This is a genomic window from Acinetobacter sp. TWP2-2-3 (genome assembly GCF_049896445.1).
Taxonomy (GTDB): domain Bacteria; phylum Pseudomonadota; class Gammaproteobacteria; order Pseudomonadales; family Moraxellaceae; genus Acinetobacter.
The window spans coordinates 65169-82906 of the sequence record NZ_JAFCUI010000001.1 but is presented as its reverse complement, the minus strand read 5'-3'; the positions used below and the strand labels follow the sequence as shown (position 1 = coordinate 82906).

The following is a 17738-nucleotide window of genomic DNA, read 5'->3' as shown; positions in this document are numbered from 1 at the left end:
AAAATTCATTCAAGATCAATTGGATTAAAGTTTTGGATCACGTATTTGCACCAGATTTGCGTTTGCTTTACTTAAGCTTTCCATAACGTTATTCATGACAGTGGGTATCAGTGAATCAGCAATTTGCGCTGCTTGCAGGCCGAGTTTTTCACCCAAAGTTGGTTTCTTGCGGGTCTGGATGGAATAGATATCATGTTGGGTCAACAAGTTGAGCAGGTATTCATCTGAGGTTTGCAGTTTATCCACCAGATTTAGATCCAGCGCATCCCGACCATACCAATGCTCACCAGTGGCCACTTTTTCAATATTCAGCTGCGGGCGATACTTCTCAACGAAATGTTTGAATAAAGCATGGGTTTGCTGTAGTTCTTCTTCAAACTTAGCCTTACCCTCTTCGGTATTTTCACCAAACATAGTCACGGTACGTTTGTACTGTCCAGCGGTATAGAGTTCAAAGTCGATTTTATTGTCTTTCAGTAGGCGGTTAAAGTTGGGGACTTGAGCAACCACACCAATTGAACCAACAATCGCGAATGGTGCAGAAATAATCTCATTGGCAATACACGCCATCATATAACCGCCACTAGCGGCTACTTTATCGACACAGATGGTCAGATGAAAACCTGCCTCGCGTAAACGTACCAGTTGAGCTGCTGCAAGTCCATAACCATGGACCATGCCCCCCGGACTTTCCAGACGCACTACAACGCGGTCACGACCTGCTTTGGCTGTGGCCAGAATCAGAGTGATTTCTTCACGTAAGCCTTCTACCGCAGAAGCAGCCATATCACCTTTAAAATCGAGCACATAGATTTTTTGATTGGTTTTCTTACGTGCACGCGCTTCTTTTGACAGTTGTTGCGATAACTGTAAAAGTTCCAGTTTAGAGCCAGTAGTTTGCGCTATTTTTTTTCGTTGTTCATTGATACGCGCATTGAGATGACTAATACGGATTTCAGCGGACAGTTTCGGAGTATGAAATAACATAAAAAATCTATTCTCTATTTAATTCGGATTTATTCCTTTAGATTAGGTCAATTTCGGTTTTTTTCAACTTTATTTCGAGAATTATTACGATTATCACCATCTATTTCACCTATAAAAAAAGAGCCTTACGGCTCTTATTCTAGAGATCGGATTAACCGAAACGCCCTGTAATATAGGCTTCAGTCAACTGATGATCCGGCTGGGTAAAGACTTTTTCAGTCGAGTTGACTTCTATCAGATCACCCAAATGGAAATACGCAGTACGATCCGATACACGTGCTGCCTGTTGCATGGAGTGAGTTACGATCGCGATGGTATATTGCGTAGATAGCTCAGAAATCAGCTCTTCCACTTTGGCGGTTGCAATGGGATCGAGTGCCGAACACGGTTCATCCATCAAAATTACTTCTGGACTGACTGCGATCGTACGCGCGATACACAGACGTTGCTGCTGACCACCTGACAAACCTGTTCCCGGTTGATTCAAACGATCTTTCACTTCTTCCCACAGACCGGCTTTACGCAAGCTGCCTTCGACAATTTCTTCAAGATCGTACTTGTCACGCGCCAAACCATGCAGTTTTGGGCCATAGGAGACATTATCGAAGATTGATTTCGGAAATGGGTTTGGCTTCTGGAAAACCATACCAACCTGTGCACGTAGCAAGACCACATCCAGGTTTGGATCATAAATATCCTGATTGTCCAGCATCACTTTACCGGTTACACGGCAGCTATCAATGGTATCGTTCATGCGGTTTAAGGTACGCAGAAAAGTCGATTTACCACAGCCTGATGGCCCAATAAAAGCAATCACTTCATTTTCATAAATGTTCAGGTCAATGCCTTTAATCGCTTCCGCTTCACCATAGTACACATGCACATCAGAAGTACTAAGTTTCACATTCGTCGACTTCGCATCTTTTTTGCTGCTTTGCGTATCGAACTGGGAAACAAACGGAGTTGCTGGCTTTTGAGTTGCCTCATCCGAGGTGAATTGTGTCTGTTGTGGATTCACGATTTGATCCTTTTTTAAGGAATTTTGAATAACAGTTGTGTTCATGATTCTGCCCCTATTACCAACGGACTTCAAATTTCTTACGTAACCAGATGGCCAGACTGTTTAAGCTGATCATCATGGCCAGAAGTACAATAATTGCTGCTGCAGTACGCCCTTCAAAGAAGTTACGCAATTCATTGCCTTGCCATAAGAAAATCTGCACCGGTAAAGCCGTTGACTGATCAAATGGTGTGGCTGGAACGCTGGCAACAAAAGCACTCATTCCGATTAATAACAATGGTGCGGTTTCACCCAAAGCCTGTGCGACCCCAATGATTGCGCCTGTCAAAATACCCGGTAAAGCCAAAGGCAAGACGTGATGGAATACTGTCTGGATGCGGGAAGCACCGAGGCCCAAAGCTGCCTGACGAATCGAAGGTGGAACCGCTTTAAGTGATGCGCGTGTGGTGATGATCACAGTCGGTAAGGTCATCAGACTCAGCACCAGACCACCCACCAATGGTGCTGACAGTGGCAAATGCATCCAGCCAATGAAGATCGCTGCACCCAACAGACCGAAGACAATCGATGGTACGGCTGCCAGGTTATTGATATTGACTTCGACCACATCAGTAATCCAGTTTTTTGGTGCAAACTCTTCCAGATAGATCGCAGAGGCCACCCCGATTGGAATCGAGATAAAGATCACGATCATCATCATGAACAGTGAGCCCATGAAGGCACCTGCCAAGCCAGAAGTTGCTGGTGAGCTGCGTGAATCAGGACTGGTGAAAATATTGGTATTGAAACTATTTTCAATCACACCAGCGGCTTTCATCTCGTCCGCCACCTGACGTACTTCAGGACTGAGCTGCTGCTGTTCATCAGGAAGATCACGGTCAATATTTCCCGCTAGCCAGACATCGACATTGGCATCAGCCAGAATTTTCACTTCCTTGCTTTGACCGACCAGACTCGGATCATTCATGACCATGTCGCGCAAACGGTACGCCTCAGAACTAGTATATAAAGAACCCAGTTCATCACGCTGGCTTTCCAGCTTGCTATCTTTGGCGATCATGCCGTTGATAATCAACGCATCCCAATCCACCATTCCCACTTCGGTCTGCCAGGCAATAAAGCGATCTTCAAACTGTGCTGGAGATTCTCCTGCAGCTGGCTTCGGTTTTGGACCAATATCCACAATGGCTGGATCGAAATGAATCGGCAAACTCATGCTGCTTTGCCAGAATGCAGGCAAACCTTTGGATAAAATACTCCCGAACAGCAATACCACAAAGAACAGACCTGCCAGTACCGCAGAGAAACCAAATAAACGAAAGGTTTTTTCTTTACGATGACGTCGTGCCAAAGAGCTTTGAATGGTCTTCTTACGCTTTTCACGCAGCTCGGCGGCGATGGATGGATCAATACGCTGATCCACAGGCGTTGTATTTGAAGTACTCATTAGTCGTATTGCTCACGATATTTACGCACGATGATCAGTGCAACAATGTTCAAACCTAAGGTAATGACGAATAGCGTCAGTCCTAGTGCAAAGGCCACCAGTGCTTGTGGACTAGCAAAGTCAGTATCGCCAGTTAGCTGATTCACGATGGTAATCGTGACCGTAGACACGGCTTCAAGTGGATTGGCATGCAACTGTGGGCTGTTCCCGGCTGCAAGAACCACGATCATGGTCTCACCAATCGCACGTGACGCCGCCAACAGGAACGCACCAATAATACCCGGCAAGGCTGCGGGTAAAACTACCTGACGGATCGTTTCAGATTTGGTGGCACCCAAACCCAAAGAGCCATCACGTAAGGCACGCGGCACCTGAGTGATGATGTCATCTGACAGAGAAGATACGAACGGAATAATCATGATGCCCATGACCAGACCGGCGGTCAGCGCGCTGGTGGCATTAATTTCGAGTCCGACCAGAGCACCCATGCTTTTAAGGAATGGGCCGATGATCATCAAAGCAAAGACACCATAGACAATCGTAGGAATACCCGCCAACACTTCAATTGTAGGTTTTGCCCAAGAGCGGAATCGCGGTGAAGCGTATTCGGCCAGATAGATCGCAATCATCAGGCCTACTGGAACCGCGACCAGAAGCGCGATCCCGCTGACCATGAGCGTGCCCCAGAGCAGTGGCAATAAACCATAACTGCCTTCAGCACTGCCAGAGGTGCTAAACCCTGGGTTCCATTGGGTACCAAAGAAGAAATCGAGTGGGCTAACGAAGCTGAAGAAACGCATCGCCTCGCCAAACATCGACATCACAATCCCGAGAGTGGTCAGAATCGCCACACCTGAACACAATGCCAGGCCGATATTAATCATTTTTTCGACTTGGTTACGTGCACGGAATTCCTGACTAATATGTTTCTTGGCCCAGACCAGACCAGCCAGCGCCGCCGAAATCACGACTGCCAATTTGGCAAAGGTACCAATGGTCGAGAATTTAGCCAATTGCTCTGCGGCTGCGACTTCATAGGCTGCAGGTGTATCACTCACTCCAAAACCTGAGGCAAGTGCCTGAACGCGATCAATCACAACGCTCAAACTTGCCGGATCCAGACTGGCCGAAACATTTTCTGGCAAATGGTTGAGTACCACCTGCTCCAGAAAAGTGGGTTCTACCATATTCCAAACAATCAAAATTAAAAACGCAGGGATACCACACCATAGTGCAACCAGGGCACCATAATATCCGGGACGCGAGTGTAAGTTTGCAGAATTGCTTCCCTTACCTGCTAAGCTACGGCTTTTACTTAATCCGATTTGATAGGCTATGGCCATGATGGCCAATAACACACCTATAAGTAGCAGATTCATGTATTCTCCACTGTTTTTTCAATTTTCATGGTTTGAAAAAACTTGTTTATCGCAAAAAGCCGATGGTAGGTTGACCCTACCACCAGCGTTTTCAAAATCATTTATTACTTCACAACAACCGCTTTACCAGCCTTGAAATTTGCCAGGACTGCTGCACGTTCTTTATCAGACATTGAAATCAGACCTGCTTTTTCCAGCTTAGAGCCTTTGCCAGATACTTTCTTGTTCAGGAAGTATTCTGTGAACTGCGGTAAGCCTTTGATCGATTTCAAATGCTCGCCTTTTACGTAGAAGAACAATGGGCGTGATACCGGATAAGCACCATTCAAGATGGTCTTTTCAGAAGGCGCTACATTGTTCACTGTGGCAACACGTAGACGGTCACGGTTCTGGTCATAGAAACCTAGCCCAAACACACCTACGGCACTTGGAGAAGTTTTTAAACGTGCCAATGTTTCGGTATAGTCACCGGCAATCTCAACCACACGGCCATCTTTACGGAATGTTGTACAAGCTTTTTTCTTAGCATCTTTGTCTAGAGACTTAATTGCAGCATACGTTTCACAACCTGCATCCACCATTTTCTCCTGGAAGACTTCGCGCGTACCATGATTCGACGCAGGAATTACCAGGGTGATAGGTTCATTCGGAAGTGCTTTGTCAATTTGGTTCCAACGCGTGTACGGGTTAGCGACCATTTTTCCATTTGATGGAAGTTGTGCAGCAAGTGCAGCGAAGACATGTTGTGGACGCAGTTTATAAGCCGCTTTGTTTGCATTCGATGCAAACACAATACCGTCATAACCAATTTTGATTTCTAGGACTTGGTTAACGCCATTCTTTTTACATTCTGCCAGCTCTGTACTCTTGATTTGACGAGAAGAGTTTGCGATATCAATCGTATTATCACCCACGCCATTACAGAACTGTTTTAAACCACCTGAAGAACCGCCAGAACCGACAACTGGTGTTTTAAACTGTGGAAAAGTATTACCGAATTCTTCTGCCACGATACTGGCATATGGAAGTACAGTTGAAGAACCTGCAATTTGGATGGTGTCACGTGCTGCGTGTGCAGTCGTTACAGCAGTTGCCCCGGTTACTGCTAATGCTAAAGCTATATTTGTAAAGCGCATTCTAGTATCTCTCTCATTTATGCAAATTTGGAGTACACCACTTTTTATTCAGTTTTGTACTTCTTTCGATACCTGCATTTTGATTTTAGAATATGACAGATAAGTTACAGCTTTATTACGATTTAGTGATTTTTAATCTAGCGGCTTTTTCTTGATTAAATTTTTATGGATTTCAATGATTAAGTTCTTTATGTCATTCACTTCAATAAAAAATTTTAGACCAATGACATGTAACAATTTTTATAAACCTGAACTCAGGATAAATCCTGCTCCCCAGTTTTACATAAGCCTATGACAAATAAATAACAGGCCAAACGGGATTCAGACCTTCCGTGTTTTTGTGAGGAATTTCGATCTGGGAAAGGACCTTTTTTTATTTTTAAGCGCACAAAAAAGGAGATCATTTCGATCTCCTTTTTTTCACACCACCATCACTTATGCAATGGGTGGCGTATAAGTACCGTCAGCGATTGAATCTTTGATACGATCCGCTTCTGCAAGTACTAATGCCAGCAAGTTCTTCACGTTATCAAGCGTTGCAACCGGGCTTAAAGTGGTCATTTTCAGAGACTGAACCTGACCGACTTTCGTCACACCAATGTTCGCTTCACCACGCGCAAACAGTTCGTCTGCTACGTTTTGATTGAGCGTATCGAGTAATTCAACCGGATATCCCGCTGGAACCACACGGAACAAGACAGACGCGAATTGAGGCTCAAGCAGAAGCTCCAGACCATCAGTCGCTTTAATGTAGTCTGCCACATCACGGGTTAATTTCACGCCATGATCGATCATCGAACCATAAAGCTCTTCGCCCAGTGCTTCAACTGTCATCCACAATTTCAATGCATCAAAACGACGCGTCGTTTGTAGTGACTTCGATACCAGGTTAGGAACGCCATGCTCTTCATCATAAGCGGAGTTCAGATACTCTGCTTCATAATGCATGAAACGGTAATTCGCTTCATCTTTCAGCAGGAACGCGCCACAAGAAATGGTTTGGAAATAATGCTTATGGAAATCAAGCGTGATCGAATCCGACAGCTCAATCCCGTCCAGCATAGAACGATAGTCATTGGATAGAATCAGTGCACCACCCCATGCCGCATCGATGTGCATCCACGCGCCATATTTATTGGTGATTTCACGAATTGCTTTCAATGGATCAATCGCACCAGCATCCGTTGTACCCGCTGTTGCCACCACACATGCCACGATCTTGCCTTCAGACTGAAGATGCGCCATGGTTTTTTCCAGTGCATCTACGTCCATCTGTGCATTTTCATTCACAGGAACAGTGACCACTGACTGGAAGCCCATGCCCATCATCGCCATGTTCTTTTGCACAGAGAAATGTGCATTTTCAGAACAGATGACTTTGACATTATGCATCGCATCCGCAGGAATACCATCGCGCTGAACCGACCACGGATTACCGTTTTCGTCTTTCCAGTTTTTCGCAATGCAAGCATCACGCGCCAGCAATACGCCCATCAAGTTAGACTGTGTCCCACCAGAAGTGAATACACCGGCCTGACCTGCACCATAGCCGACTTTTTGACGTAACCAGTCAATCAGCTGAACTTCCATCAACGAACCGGCCGGGCTTTGATCCCATGAGTCCATTGACTGGTTGGTTGCGTTAATCAGCACTTCCGCGATCTGACTGGTCACCATTGTTGGACAGTGAAGATGCGCAAGTGAATGTGGATGATGTACTTTTAAGCTCTTGTTGAGGAATAGCCCAACCATACGCTCAAGAGATTTTTCTACACCCAAACCTTCTTTTGAAGGATTAAATGCAATCGCACTGCGTAGCTCGTTAATGCTGCCGCCAGTGTACATTTTGTCGTTTTGCAACCATGCCGCAACCGCTTTGGTCGCTTGGTCCATGCCAGCCTGATAGTCAGCAATGGATGCAGCATCATTGCAGAGTAACGCTTTACGATGTTCTGCGAAATCTACCATGAATTATGCGCCTCGAACTGCAACTAGTGCTTCAGCAACCGATTTTTTGAAACGAGCAATCACTTCAACACATTCGTCTTGAGTAATGATCAACGGGCAAAGTAAACGAATCACTGTACCGTTACGACCACCTTTCTCAAGCAATAATTTATTGTTGAAACAAGCGGTTTGGATCGCTGCAGCCAACTGACCATCAGCAGGTAAAGAACCCATATGATCCGCATCTTTGCGCTCATCTACGATTTCAACGCCGATCATCAGACCACGGCCACGCACGTTACCGATACACGGGAATTCAGTAGCCAGTTTTTTAAGTTCAGCTTGCAGGAAATCACCACGCTCTTGTGCATTTTGAGCCAGGTTCTGTTCTTTAATGGTATTGATCGTTGCAAGACCTGTACCCATCGCCAATTGGTTACCACGGAAAGTACCGGTATGACCTGCTGGCTGCCAAGCATCAAACTTACGTTTAATACCAAGTACGGCAAGCGGTAAGCTACCACCTACGGCTTTAGACATCACTACAACATCAGGTTCAATCCCTGCGTGTTCGAATGCAAACATTTTGCCTGAACGTGCAAAACCAGCCTGAACTTCATCAAGAATCAATACGATGTTGTGTTTTTCAGTCACTTCACGGATTTTTTGCAACCATTTTACTGGCGCCGTTACCACACCGCCTTCACCTTGAATCGCTTCAAGAATTACAGCTGCAGGTTTGGTCACACCACTTTCGACATCTTCAATGAAGTTTTCAAAGAAATAAGTTAAAGCATCAACACCGGCTTCACCACCAAGACCCAATGGGCAACGGTATTCATGCGGATACGGCATGAACTGTACACCCGGCATCAAACCGTTCACTGCATTTTTCGCAGATAGGTTACCTGTCATTGCCAATGCACCGTGGGTCATACCGTGGTAGCCGCCAGAAAAGCTGATCACTGAGCTACGACCAGTAAAGGTTTTTGCCAGTTTAATCGCGGCTTCGGTTGCATCTGCACCCGATGGACCACAGAACTGCAAGCAGTATTCTTCTTGACCACCTGGAAGATAAGAAAGAAGTGCTTCAGTAAAAGCATCTTTTAAAGGAGTAGTAAGATCCAACGTATGCAATGGTAAACCGCTTGCAATCGTATCTTGGATACTTTGAATGACTGCAGGATGATTATGGCCTAAAGCCAACGTCCCTGCCCCAGCTAAACAATCAAGGTACTCAGTACCTTCAACATCGGTAACCCAGCAACCTTGTGCTTTCGCTATCGCTAACGGTAATTTACGTGGATAACTACGCACATTCGATTCCATCTGACTTTGGCGAGTCAAGTAGTATTCGTTTGTGGAATTGGTGGCAGGGTTTACAGAAGTAACGCTCATATCGAATTACCATCTCTGATATGGGTGAAAGAAATAAGTCTGGTGACGTTTGGTCCTTTGACTCGGCGCTTTATAAAGGTTCTAGCTAGCAGTTTTGTATTCGAATAACTAGGAGGCGGATGATACCGAATTTTTCAGGAAAATAAACAACTTTCAGTCACATTTTGTCCTAATCTTTATCGAAAAAAAACATCATGCTAATCCATCCCCTAAATCATCATCTTACAGTGTGACAGCAGAAAGAAAAGCGTGTTCTTTTATGCTTTTTTGTAGCGCAGGCGACATTCCGGTAATCAATCTTAAAATTATTCATTAAGTATTTAATTATTAATAATAAATATAAATCAAATAATGAGATAAAATTAAAGAAAATTTAACACTCTTACGACAAATATTTCGTAAAAAGATCACAATTGAGATTTAATATTTTAACAACGGCTTAGATGGCCAATTTTAAGAAAAACAGGACAATTTCATGCGTCTCTTAGCACTTACCAGTTTGATCCTTGCCAGCACCCTCGCCACAGGCGCATTTGCAGCTCCTGCTGAATCTCTGAATTATAATGTTGTTAATCTTTCAGCAGAGGCTAGCCGTGAAATCTCAAATGATGAAATGCATGCTGTGCTTTATATTGAAAAATCCAACAAACAACCAGCTGAACTGGCCACTCAAATTAACCAGCTGATGAATCAGGCGATCGCCACAGCACGCAAATATCCTACTGTGAAAATCGAGACTGGGGCACAAAGTACTTACCCTATTTATGACAATGACAACCGCAAATTAAAAGAATGGCGTGGTCGTGCCCAGATTCGTCTGGAATCAAAAGATTTTAAAGCGACATCTCAATTGATTGCTGAATTACAACAGCACTTCCAGACCCAGTCGATTAATTTCAAGGTATCTGACGAAAAGCGTAAAAAAGTTGAAAGCGAGCTGATGATTGAAGCCACCAAAAACTTCCAGCAACGCGCACAGGCACTCACCCAGACCTGGAACAAACCGAGTTATCAACTGGTGAACTTAAACCTGAATACTAATAACTATTCACCACAGCCAGTACCGCGTATGGCCATGATGAAATCTGCATCGGCTGATATGGCGGTTCCTGAGCAGGAAGTTGCGGCGGGCGAATCGCAAATGACGGTCAGCGCGAATGGGGCGATTCAGTTTAAATAAGACTTCATTATATTATTCGCACTTTTAAGAACCACCCTTTTGGGTGGTTCTTTATCATGTGAATATTCTTTAAAAAGCGAGGCTACAAATTCATACAAACTCAGGTAGGAATTGAGGTTTGACCGGTTTAGAGTAACGGACATTTATTCCAGTCTTCTCTGCTCATGTCCCTTGACCAATTGAATCTTTACCTGTTTCATATCTTAAATGTACCCGACCAAGCTTCGATCTGGATAATCAACTATGCCTCCCTGATTGCGCATGACCTGGTTTATCTTTTTTTGCTGATTTTTGCTATTGCCTGGTTCCGTGGTAGTTACGAAGTAAAAACAGGGATTATTAAAGCCTTCATCTTTACAGCTATTACATTATTCATGAGTGAAGTATTGTCTGCGGTACTCAATACCCCACGCCCGTTTGTGATGGATGTTGGTCGCACTCTGATTGAACATGCACCGACTGGTTCTTTTCCCAGCAACCATATGAGTATTTTTAGTGGGATTGCCTTCGCCTATTATTTTTCACCGCAGCGAGACTTGGGACGAATTCTAATCTGGACAGCTTGGCTGGTGGCATGGTCGCGTGTTTATGTCGGTGTGCATTTTCCGATTGATATGCTGGGTGCATTCCTGATGGCAATAATAGTAAATTTAGCTGGCTTGCCGCTGTGGTGGAAATATGAGAATCAAATCATAAACTTTATTTTGGGTATTCATTATTGGTTATTTTCGCCTTTAATTCGAATGGGCTGGATCAAATAAATCTAGTTAAAATGTCATAAAAAAACCCGCTCGAAAGCGGGATTTTTTGAATCTTTAAATTTGAATCTGAATGACTTAATAAATCGCCATATGATTGCGATGAATCATTTCTAGTGAACGTGCTTCACCTAACACCTGATGTACTTTATCTGATGCCAAACCTTTAACGATTTCCGCAGAACGCGAACTGAAATTGACACGCCCTACAGCAATGCGATGACCTTGTCGATCAACACATTCCACCACATCGCCACGTTCGAAGTGCCCCTCAACTGCTTTTACACCGACAGGCAATAAGCTGCGATGATTGTCTTTAATGGCTTTTACTGCACCATCATCAATCACTAAACGACCTGCAGTCTGCAGGTGTGCTGCCAACCATTGCTGATGCGCTGTCATCCGGTCTTTGTCAGTGACAAACAAGGTACCTAACAATTCGCCAGACATTAGACGTGATAGAACACCATCACTATCACCACTTGCAATTAAGGTCGGACAGCCAGATTTTGCCGCCAGACGGGCTGCACGAACTTTGGTCAGCATACCACCACGACCAAATTTACCGCCTCCACCGGCCATATCAAACAGACTTTCATCCATCGCACGTACCGTATGGAACAATTTGGCATCTGGATTAGACCGCGGGTCTGAGTCAAACATACCTTCCTGATCCGTTAAGATAATCAGAAGGTCTGCATGCACCTGACCCGCAACCATCGCAGCAAGTGTGTCGTTGTCACCAAAGCGAATTTCGTCAGTCGAAACAGTATCATTTTCATTGATCACCGGAATCACACGCCAGTCAATCAGGTTCTGCAAAGCATCACATGAATTGAGATAACGACGACGATCTGCCAGATCATCATGGGTTAACAATACTTGCGCAGTTCGAATCTGGTGTTTCTCTAGTACGCTTGACCAAGTATGGATCAGACCCATCTGACCGATGGCAGCACAAGCCTGAAGACTGGGTAGATCGGTGGGTCGATTCTCAAGTTTCATTCGCACCATACCTTCAGCCACAGCACCGGAAGACACCAGAATAATCTCGTGTCCTGCATTGTGTAGATCTGCGATTTGTCCCGCCCAATGCGAGATGGCATCTAAATCTAAACCTTGTCCATTTGCTGTGAGTAAAGATGATCCGATTTTAACAACGATTCGTTTACAACCCTTGAGCTGACGCTGCCCATCTACCACTTCTATCATCTTGTCCTCAGACTCTTCTCTCAGAGATTAGCGTACGTAGTACACTTCCACATCACTATCATCATCGCCATCTTCATCATCTTCATCATCGCCCAGAATACCGGCAAGACGTTGCTGACGACGCATCTCACGATACGCTTCTTTTGCAGCGATGGTTTGTTCTCGTGTTTCAGCTTCAAGCTGATCACGGAATGCTTTCATTTCTGCTGCATATTCTGGATCTTCAGTTTCGCGTTCACGTTGCTCTTCGATCTGATCCATCAGATAGTAAACCACGTCTTTGGTGCCTTCAGCCGTTAAGCCAGAAGTTTCAAAAACCGGCCCTTCCCACTGCAATTCTTCAAGAATATGGGTACACCATTCTTCACGGGTTTCTTCGGCCAACTGATCGACTTTGTTCAGCACCAATACGATCGGCAGTTTTGAAAGCGTTGGGGAGAAGTTTTCTAACTCTTTCATAATTGCTTTGGCATTATGTGCCGGATCTGAGCCATCAATCGGTTGTACGTCAACTATATGCAACAAGATACGGGTACGCGCCAAATGCTTCAGAAAGCGAATCCCGAGACCTGCACCTTCAGATGCGCCTTCGATCAGGCCCGGAATATCCGCCATCACGAATGAACGGTGACTATCGGCATCGACCACACCCAGGTTTGGCACCATGGTGGTAAATGGATAATCTGCAACTTTTGGTTTTGCTGCCGAGACTGCACGAATGAAGGTTGATTTACCCGCATTTGGCATACCCAGCAAGCCGACATCTGCCAGAACTTTAAGCTCTAGACGGATTTCACGGAATTCGCCTTTTTGACCATGCGTACACTTACGTGGTGAACGGTTGGTCGATGATTTAAAGTGGGTATTACCCAAACCACCATCACCGCCTGCTGCAACTTTCACGCGTTGACCGTCTTCGATCAAGTCGCCAATAATGTCACCAGACTCAACATCTACAATTGTTGTTCCTACCGGAACTTTTAATACGGTATCTTCACCGCCACGACCAGCACAGTTCGCCCCACGGCCATTTTTTGCTCGTTCTGCACGATATTTACGTGTATAACGATAATCAACTAGCGTACTGGTGTCGTCGTCAGCCTGAATATAAATGCTGCCGCCACGACCACCATCACCACCATCTGGACCACCAAATGGCACGAATTTTTCACGGCGAAAACTGGCTACGCCATTGCCACCGTCGCCAGCCTCTACGGTAATGACTGCTTCATCAACAAAGCGCATATTGCCAATCCTCTAAAAACTTTAAAACCCCATATTCTGCCATATTTTAAAGAATTTCTCGAATAGAATTATGCAGCAATCCCATAAATCTTAGTTAGTCGTTTTCTCACCAAGCCTATTTGACCTATCTAAGGCATAGATTTAGAAACAGAATGCTTAAAAGATGGAAAAGAAGTGGTAGGAAATCAAGCGCTTTTGCCCTAATACTATCCCCTATTTTGGAAATTCTTTTTGTGAATTTCTTAATGATTTTTAAAATAATTTATAGAGGAGTAAATTTTTCAAAAGCCGTGTTCACAAGAAAATATTCTGATGCGGATACCTTTTAAAATCTGTATTTTATATACACCAAGATAAGTTCAAATTTTGTATTTTCATAAACACTGCATTCCTGCCACTTAATGAAAACTATTTAATAATACTTTGTTTATGCTCTAAAATAACTGGCAGACTTTTTTCAATCCAGCCAATTAAATACATGATTTTTTCAGCCGCTTGTGAGCCAGTAATCGTCAATTGATATTCCACTTTTGGCGGCACCACCGGATAAACCGTTCTCAAAATAAAACCATCTTGTTCTAGCATTTTTAAAGTCTGGGAGAGCATTTTTTCACTTACCCCTTCAATGTGTTGTTTCAGTTCACTAAAACGATGCACCCCTTCACTCAGGCAACGCAAAACCAAGACCGACCATTTATTGGCAAGGTGTTCCAATATTTCACGTGATGGACATTCAGTTGATAAAACCTGCCCCAGTAACGGGCTGATTGCATAATTTGTCATAACATTCTCACAATATTTTTATTACTTACTCGTTTTAATATACTTACTCTTTGTAAGTTATCAGATTCATATTTCGCCAGCAAGCAGATTTATCGATTCTTATTAGATTAAAAAGTCTGCTTTAAATAAAAAAATCATAAAAAAAGAGCCTCAAATGAGGCTCTTTTTTAGCTAAATACTAATTATGCATTAGTTTCAGCAGGAACTTTTGGATAGCTTACGCCGCCCATTTGTTCAGCAATACGCAATACCTGGCAGCTATAACCCACTTCGTTATCGTACCAAACATAAGCAGTTAAACGGTTGCCTGAAGTGATCGTTGCTTGCGCGTCAAATACACCTGCAGTGCGTGAACCGATAAAGTCAGAAGATACCACTTCAGTCGAGTTGGTATAACCGATTTGACCTTGCAGGCTAGAACCGATTGAAATCTGACGAATGTATTCGTTCACTTCATCACGATCAACATCTTGACCTAAAGTCAGGTTAAGAATCGCAAGAGATACGTTTGGTGTAGGTACACGTACAGAGTTACCTGTCAATTTACCTTGAAGAGCTGGAAGCGCTTTCGCTACTGCTTTCGCTGCACCAGTTTCAGTAATGACCATGTTCAATGTTGCAGCACGACCACGACGGTCAGCTTTATGGTAGTTGTCGATCAAGTTCTGGTCGTTCGTGAACGAGTGAACTGTTTCAACATGACCATTCAACACTGTGTATTTGTCATGCAATACTTTCAGTGTAGGTGTAATCGCGTTAGTCGTACAGCTTGCAGCAGAGATGATCGTATCTTCATCAAGGATATCCGCTTGGTTTACACCGTAAACTACGTTCTTCATGTCACCTTTACCAGGTGCAGTCAAAATCACACGAGCAGCGCCCGGGCATTTAAGGTGTTGAGCAAGGCCTTCAGCATCACGCCATTTACCCGTGTTGTCGATCACAAGTGCATTGTTGATACCGTATGCAGTGTAATCTACTTCAGAAGGATTAGAAGCATAAATCACTTTGATGAAGTTACCGTTGGCAATGATTGCTTCGTTTTCTTCATCTACAGAAATTGTGCCTGCAAATGGACCGTGAATAGAGTCACGACGCAGTAAAGAAGCACGTTTTTCCAAATCACCATCAGATGATTTACGAACAACGATTGCTTTCAGGCTAAGACCACGACCCAGACCTGATTGACCAATCATCAAACGCGCCAGGATACGACCAATACGACCGAAACCATAAAGAACCACATCTTTATGTTCTACAGCAGCAGCATTGCCTTCGATCGATTTAACAGCGTCTGCAACAAATGCATCGATGTCGCCGCCTTTTTCTTTAAATTCAACAGCAAGTTTACCCAGATCAACTTCAGCAGAACCGATGTTTTCTACTTTCACCAATGCTTCAAGAATTGGGAAAGTATCAACTACAGAAAGTTCAACGTCCAGTACACGAGTACGGCGATGTGCTTTCAAAATCTGAATCACAGAACGGTTAATTAAAGAGCGACCATAAACTGTAGCTACAATATTTTTTTCACGATATAACTGGCCAACAAGGGCAATCATACGTTCCGCAAGTTCTTCACGGTTTTTCCAGCGACCTTGGTGTTCTGCATGGAGGGCAACAATAGTGTCTTTGCTCACAGATACGTCCTCTAATTAATTGTAAATCTAAGCATAAATTTCTAAACCCGACAATTGTAATGGAATTGGCCGCAAGTTTGAATCAAAAGCTCGTTGAGACGGGTAGTTTTTAACGTATATTCACTATAAATTTCAAAAATAGTTGTAATTAGCCGAATGATTTTGCATCCGAAAATTCTAAAGACCACTATTTTTTTCGTACCTGACACAAATTTGTTAAATGTTGTTTATTCAAACAAATCTAAATTTCAAAATTTAGCGTCCCGCCCTGTTCAGGCTGGATTCTACTCCCTGCTGAAAAATTCATGTCCAGACTCATGGAGGCATTGAAGTTTTCTACATCGAAATCATCATAGGTTTCGGGCAAATGAATGAGCAAAGGTAAACGGGTCAGGCCATTGTCCCCAGAGGGAAAAGCATAGTGGCGATCAACCTGCTGTAAATGCTGCAAACTTTCAAATTCCAGAAATACGCTACAGTTTTCATGTGTTCTTGGCACCTGAATAATTTCCAGAAACATACTACGCTTTAACTGCTGCAATTGATTGAGCGCGGTATCAATCGCCTCATCGAAATTATTTTTACGCCACAACTTTTTAAATACGGATTTTTTCTCTTCATCCACTTTTTGCCGCTGCAGTGTATTAATATATTTTTTCAGATCCCGGTATTGCTGTACATTTTCAGAAATCGTATTTTGAATATCCAGAACAGCCTGCTGTGAACGCTGATGCATGACTTGCCATTCATTACGGTGGGTAGGAATAAAGGTTTCCGCTTTACGCTTTTCCAGTAAACGGATAAAAGCCAGCAGTTTATATTCAAAATTCTGCATGTACTGATTAAACATGAAACCCGGCTGGGACTTGAAATCGCGGTAATAGGCCAGAATTTCTGTAAATATTTTATGGACATGCAGATACAGATAATCAAACTCTTCAAGATGCGACAAATGATCACGAATGGCATCCCGCATCGGCAAAAGCAATTCACGCGTCATAATTTCTTCAAACTGCTTCAGGTGACGTTGTGCCACCACATCGGCATTTTTCTCTACAACGTGAATGGGCTCAACCAGTAAAGGTAATAACTTCTGTTCAGACACCTGTTCCAGTGTATGCACAATGTCGATTACATCCAAATGAATCTGACTCTGTAAAGTCACCATCCGCTGCATCTGTGATTTCAGGGTTTCTACCACCGCTTCATCCATGTCATCCTGCAAGTCCAGAATCAGGATATTCAGGTAGACCTGATCTTCAAGTGCACCTTTTTCTTCAATCAGGAAACGGCGAATCGAATACGAGTTTTGCTGCACATCCATCACCGGCGCAACGATAAATAGAAATTGCGAGGTACGGACAATATCAAAATGACGAATCTGCTGTTCTTTAATCAGGAAATAACGGAAAAGTGGATGCGTCATTTCCGCCGTCTGTTTTTTTAACAGCGGCTTATGCCAATAACCCAACAATTGCTGCTTGATAAAAACTTCAATAATAAAGTATTTAATGTGCTGTTCGGTAAGCTGACGCACCCCTTCAACCGGCTGTAAGCGGAGGCCGCGAAAATTTCAGCAGCATTTAATAAAAATGTACGACGCAG

General features: G+C 43.8%; 14 protein-coding genes. 2 read left to right on the top strand and 12 right to left on the bottom strand.

What is annotated here, in order from left to right; genetic code table 11:
- Positions 1 to 24 precede the first annotated feature (24 nt).
- From sohB to ACP7AK_RS00385, 7 genes are all read right to left on the bottom strand, one after another.
- Positions 25 to 987 (bottom strand): protease SohB, encoded by a 963-nt coding sequence (gene sohB, locus ACP7AK_RS00415; protein ID WP_004279717.1) that lies wholly within the window; start codon positions 985 to 987, stop codon positions 25 to 27.
- A 151-nt stretch (positions 988 to 1138) separates the two neighbouring features.
- Positions 1139 to 2050, bottom strand: a complete 912-nt coding sequence (pstB, locus tag ACP7AK_RS00410) for a phosphate ABC transporter ATP-binding protein PstB (protein ID WP_005246810.1) — start codon at positions 2048 to 2050, stop codon at positions 1139 to 1141.
- A gap of 13 nt (positions 2051 to 2063) precedes the next feature.
- The gene (gene pstA / locus ACP7AK_RS00405; RefSeq protein WP_425877974.1) at positions 2064 to 3455 is read right to left on the bottom strand and encodes a phosphate ABC transporter permease PstA; all 1392 of its coding nucleotides are present in this window, start codon (positions 3453 to 3455) and stop codon (positions 2064 to 2066) included.
- Positions 3455 to 4834, bottom strand: coding sequence for a phosphate ABC transporter permease subunit PstC (gene pstC, locus ACP7AK_RS00400; RefSeq protein WP_005107378.1), 1380 nt, complete (start codon positions 4832 to 4834; stop codon positions 3455 to 3457). The genes pstA and pstC overlap by 1 nt, the downstream gene beginning before the upstream one ends.
- A 104-nt stretch (positions 4835 to 4938) precedes the next feature.
- Complete coding sequence (locus tag ACP7AK_RS00395; RefSeq protein ID WP_004279710.1) at positions 4939 to 5970, bottom strand: substrate-binding domain-containing protein; 1032 nt, start codon at positions 5968 to 5970, stop codon at positions 4939 to 4941.
- Between the two features lie 435 nt (positions 5971 to 6405).
- Positions 6406 to 7938, bottom strand: coding sequence for a pyridoxal phosphate-dependent decarboxylase family protein (locus ACP7AK_RS00390; RefSeq protein WP_425877971.1), 1533 nt, complete (start codon positions 7936 to 7938; stop codon positions 6406 to 6408).
- Between the two features lie 3 nt (positions 7939 to 7941).
- Entirely contained in the window at positions 7942 to 9315 is a 1374-nt protein-coding gene (locus tag ACP7AK_RS00385) for a diaminobutyrate--2-oxoglutarate transaminase (RefSeq protein WP_004646522.1), read from the bottom strand.
- A 475-nt stretch (positions 9316 to 9790) separates the two neighbouring features.
- Between ACP7AK_RS00385 and ACP7AK_RS00380 the strand changes: the two genes are divergently transcribed.
- Both ACP7AK_RS00380 and ACP7AK_RS00375 read left to right on the top strand, forming a co-directional pair.
- Positions 9791 to 10495 carry an SIMPL domain-containing protein gene (locus ACP7AK_RS00380; RefSeq protein WP_004646521.1) on the top strand — a complete coding sequence of 235 codons (705 nt, stop codon included), beginning with the start codon at positions 9791 to 9793 and terminating at the stop codon, positions 10493 to 10495.
- Between the two features lie 164 nt (positions 10496 to 10659).
- Positions 10660 to 11256, top strand: a complete 597-nt coding sequence (locus ACP7AK_RS00375; protein WP_425877969.1) for a phosphatase PAP2 family protein — start codon at positions 10660 to 10662, stop codon at positions 11254 to 11256.
- A gap of 75 nt (positions 11257 to 11331) precedes the next feature.
- Here ACP7AK_RS00375 and proB read toward each other — a convergent pair whose 3' ends face one another.
- The 5 genes from proB to ACP7AK_RS00350 all read right to left on the bottom strand — a co-directional run bounded on the left by proB (position 11332) and on the right by ACP7AK_RS00350 (position 17670).
- Positions 11332 to 12465: a glutamate 5-kinase gene (proB, locus tag ACP7AK_RS00370; protein WP_005107384.1), complete on the bottom strand. Its 1134-nt coding sequence runs from the start codon at positions 12463 to 12465 to the stop codon at positions 11332 to 11334.
- A 27-nt stretch (positions 12466 to 12492) separates the two neighbouring features.
- Positions 12493 to 13710: an Obg family GTPase CgtA gene (gene cgtA / locus ACP7AK_RS00365; protein ID WP_005107385.1), complete on the bottom strand. Its 1218-nt coding sequence runs from the start codon at positions 13708 to 13710 to the stop codon at positions 12493 to 12495.
- A gap of 408 nt (positions 13711 to 14118) precedes the next feature.
- Positions 14119 to 14493 (bottom strand): winged helix-turn-helix transcriptional regulator, encoded by a 375-nt coding sequence (locus tag ACP7AK_RS00360; RefSeq protein ID WP_425877966.1) that lies wholly within the window; start codon positions 14491 to 14493, stop codon positions 14119 to 14121.
- Between the two features lie 182 nt (positions 14494 to 14675).
- A complete protein-coding gene (locus tag ACP7AK_RS00355) occupies positions 14676 to 16133 on the bottom strand; it encodes a glyceraldehyde-3-phosphate dehydrogenase (protein ID WP_004279679.1) in 1458 nt (485 codons plus the stop codon).
- 241 nt (positions 16134 to 16374) lie between these two features.
- Positions 16375 to 17670 (bottom strand): hypothetical protein, encoded by a 1296-nt coding sequence (locus tag ACP7AK_RS00350; RefSeq protein WP_425877964.1) that lies wholly within the window; start codon positions 17668 to 17670, stop codon positions 16375 to 16377.
- Positions 17671 to 17738: the final 68 nt, after the last annotated feature.

What these genes read in the sequence shown, in the direction of transcription:
- sohB (WP_004279717.1), bottom strand. Translation starts at nt 987, where the DNA reads ATGTTATTTCATACTCCGAAACTGTCCGCTGAAATCCGTATTAGTCAT.
- pstB (WP_005246810.1), bottom strand. Translation starts at nt 2,050, where the DNA reads ATGAACACAACTGTTATTCAAAATTCCTTAAAAAAGGATCAAATCGTG.
- pstA (WP_425877974.1), bottom strand. Translation starts at nt 3,455, where the DNA reads ATGAGTACTTCAAATACAACGCCTGTGGATCAGCGTATTGATCCATCC.
- pstC (WP_005107378.1), bottom strand. Translation starts at nt 4,834, where the DNA reads ATGAATCTGCTACTTATAGGTGTGTTATTGGCCATCATGGCCATAGCC.
- ACP7AK_RS00395 (WP_004279710.1), bottom strand. Translation starts at nt 5,970, where the DNA reads ATGCGCTTTACAAATATAGCTTTAGCATTAGCAGTAACCGGGGCAACT.
- ACP7AK_RS00390 (WP_425877971.1), bottom strand. Translation starts at nt 7,938, where the DNA reads ATGGTAGATTTCGCAGAACATCGTAAAGCGTTACTCTGCAATGATGCT.
- ACP7AK_RS00385 (WP_004646522.1), bottom strand. Translation starts at nt 9,315, where the DNA reads ATGAGCGTTACTTCTGTAAACCCTGCCACCAATTCCACAAACGAATAC.
- ACP7AK_RS00380 (WP_004646521.1), top strand. Translation starts at nt 9,791, where the DNA reads ATGCGTCTCTTAGCACTTACCAGTTTGATCCTTGCCAGCACCCTCGCC.
- ACP7AK_RS00375 (WP_425877969.1), top strand. Translation starts at nt 10,660, where the DNA reads ATGTCCCTTGACCAATTGAATCTTTACCTGTTTCATATCTTAAATGTA.
- proB (WP_005107384.1), bottom strand. Translation starts at nt 12,465, where the DNA reads ATGATAGAAGTGGTAGATGGGCAGCGTCAGCTCAAGGGTTGTAAACGA.
- cgtA (WP_005107385.1), bottom strand. Translation starts at nt 13,710, where the DNA reads ATGCGCTTTGTTGATGAAGCAGTCATTACCGTAGAGGCTGGCGACGGT.
- ACP7AK_RS00360 (WP_425877966.1), bottom strand. Translation starts at nt 14,493, where the DNA reads ATGACAAATTATGCAATCAGCCCGTTACTGGGGCAGGTTTTATCAACT.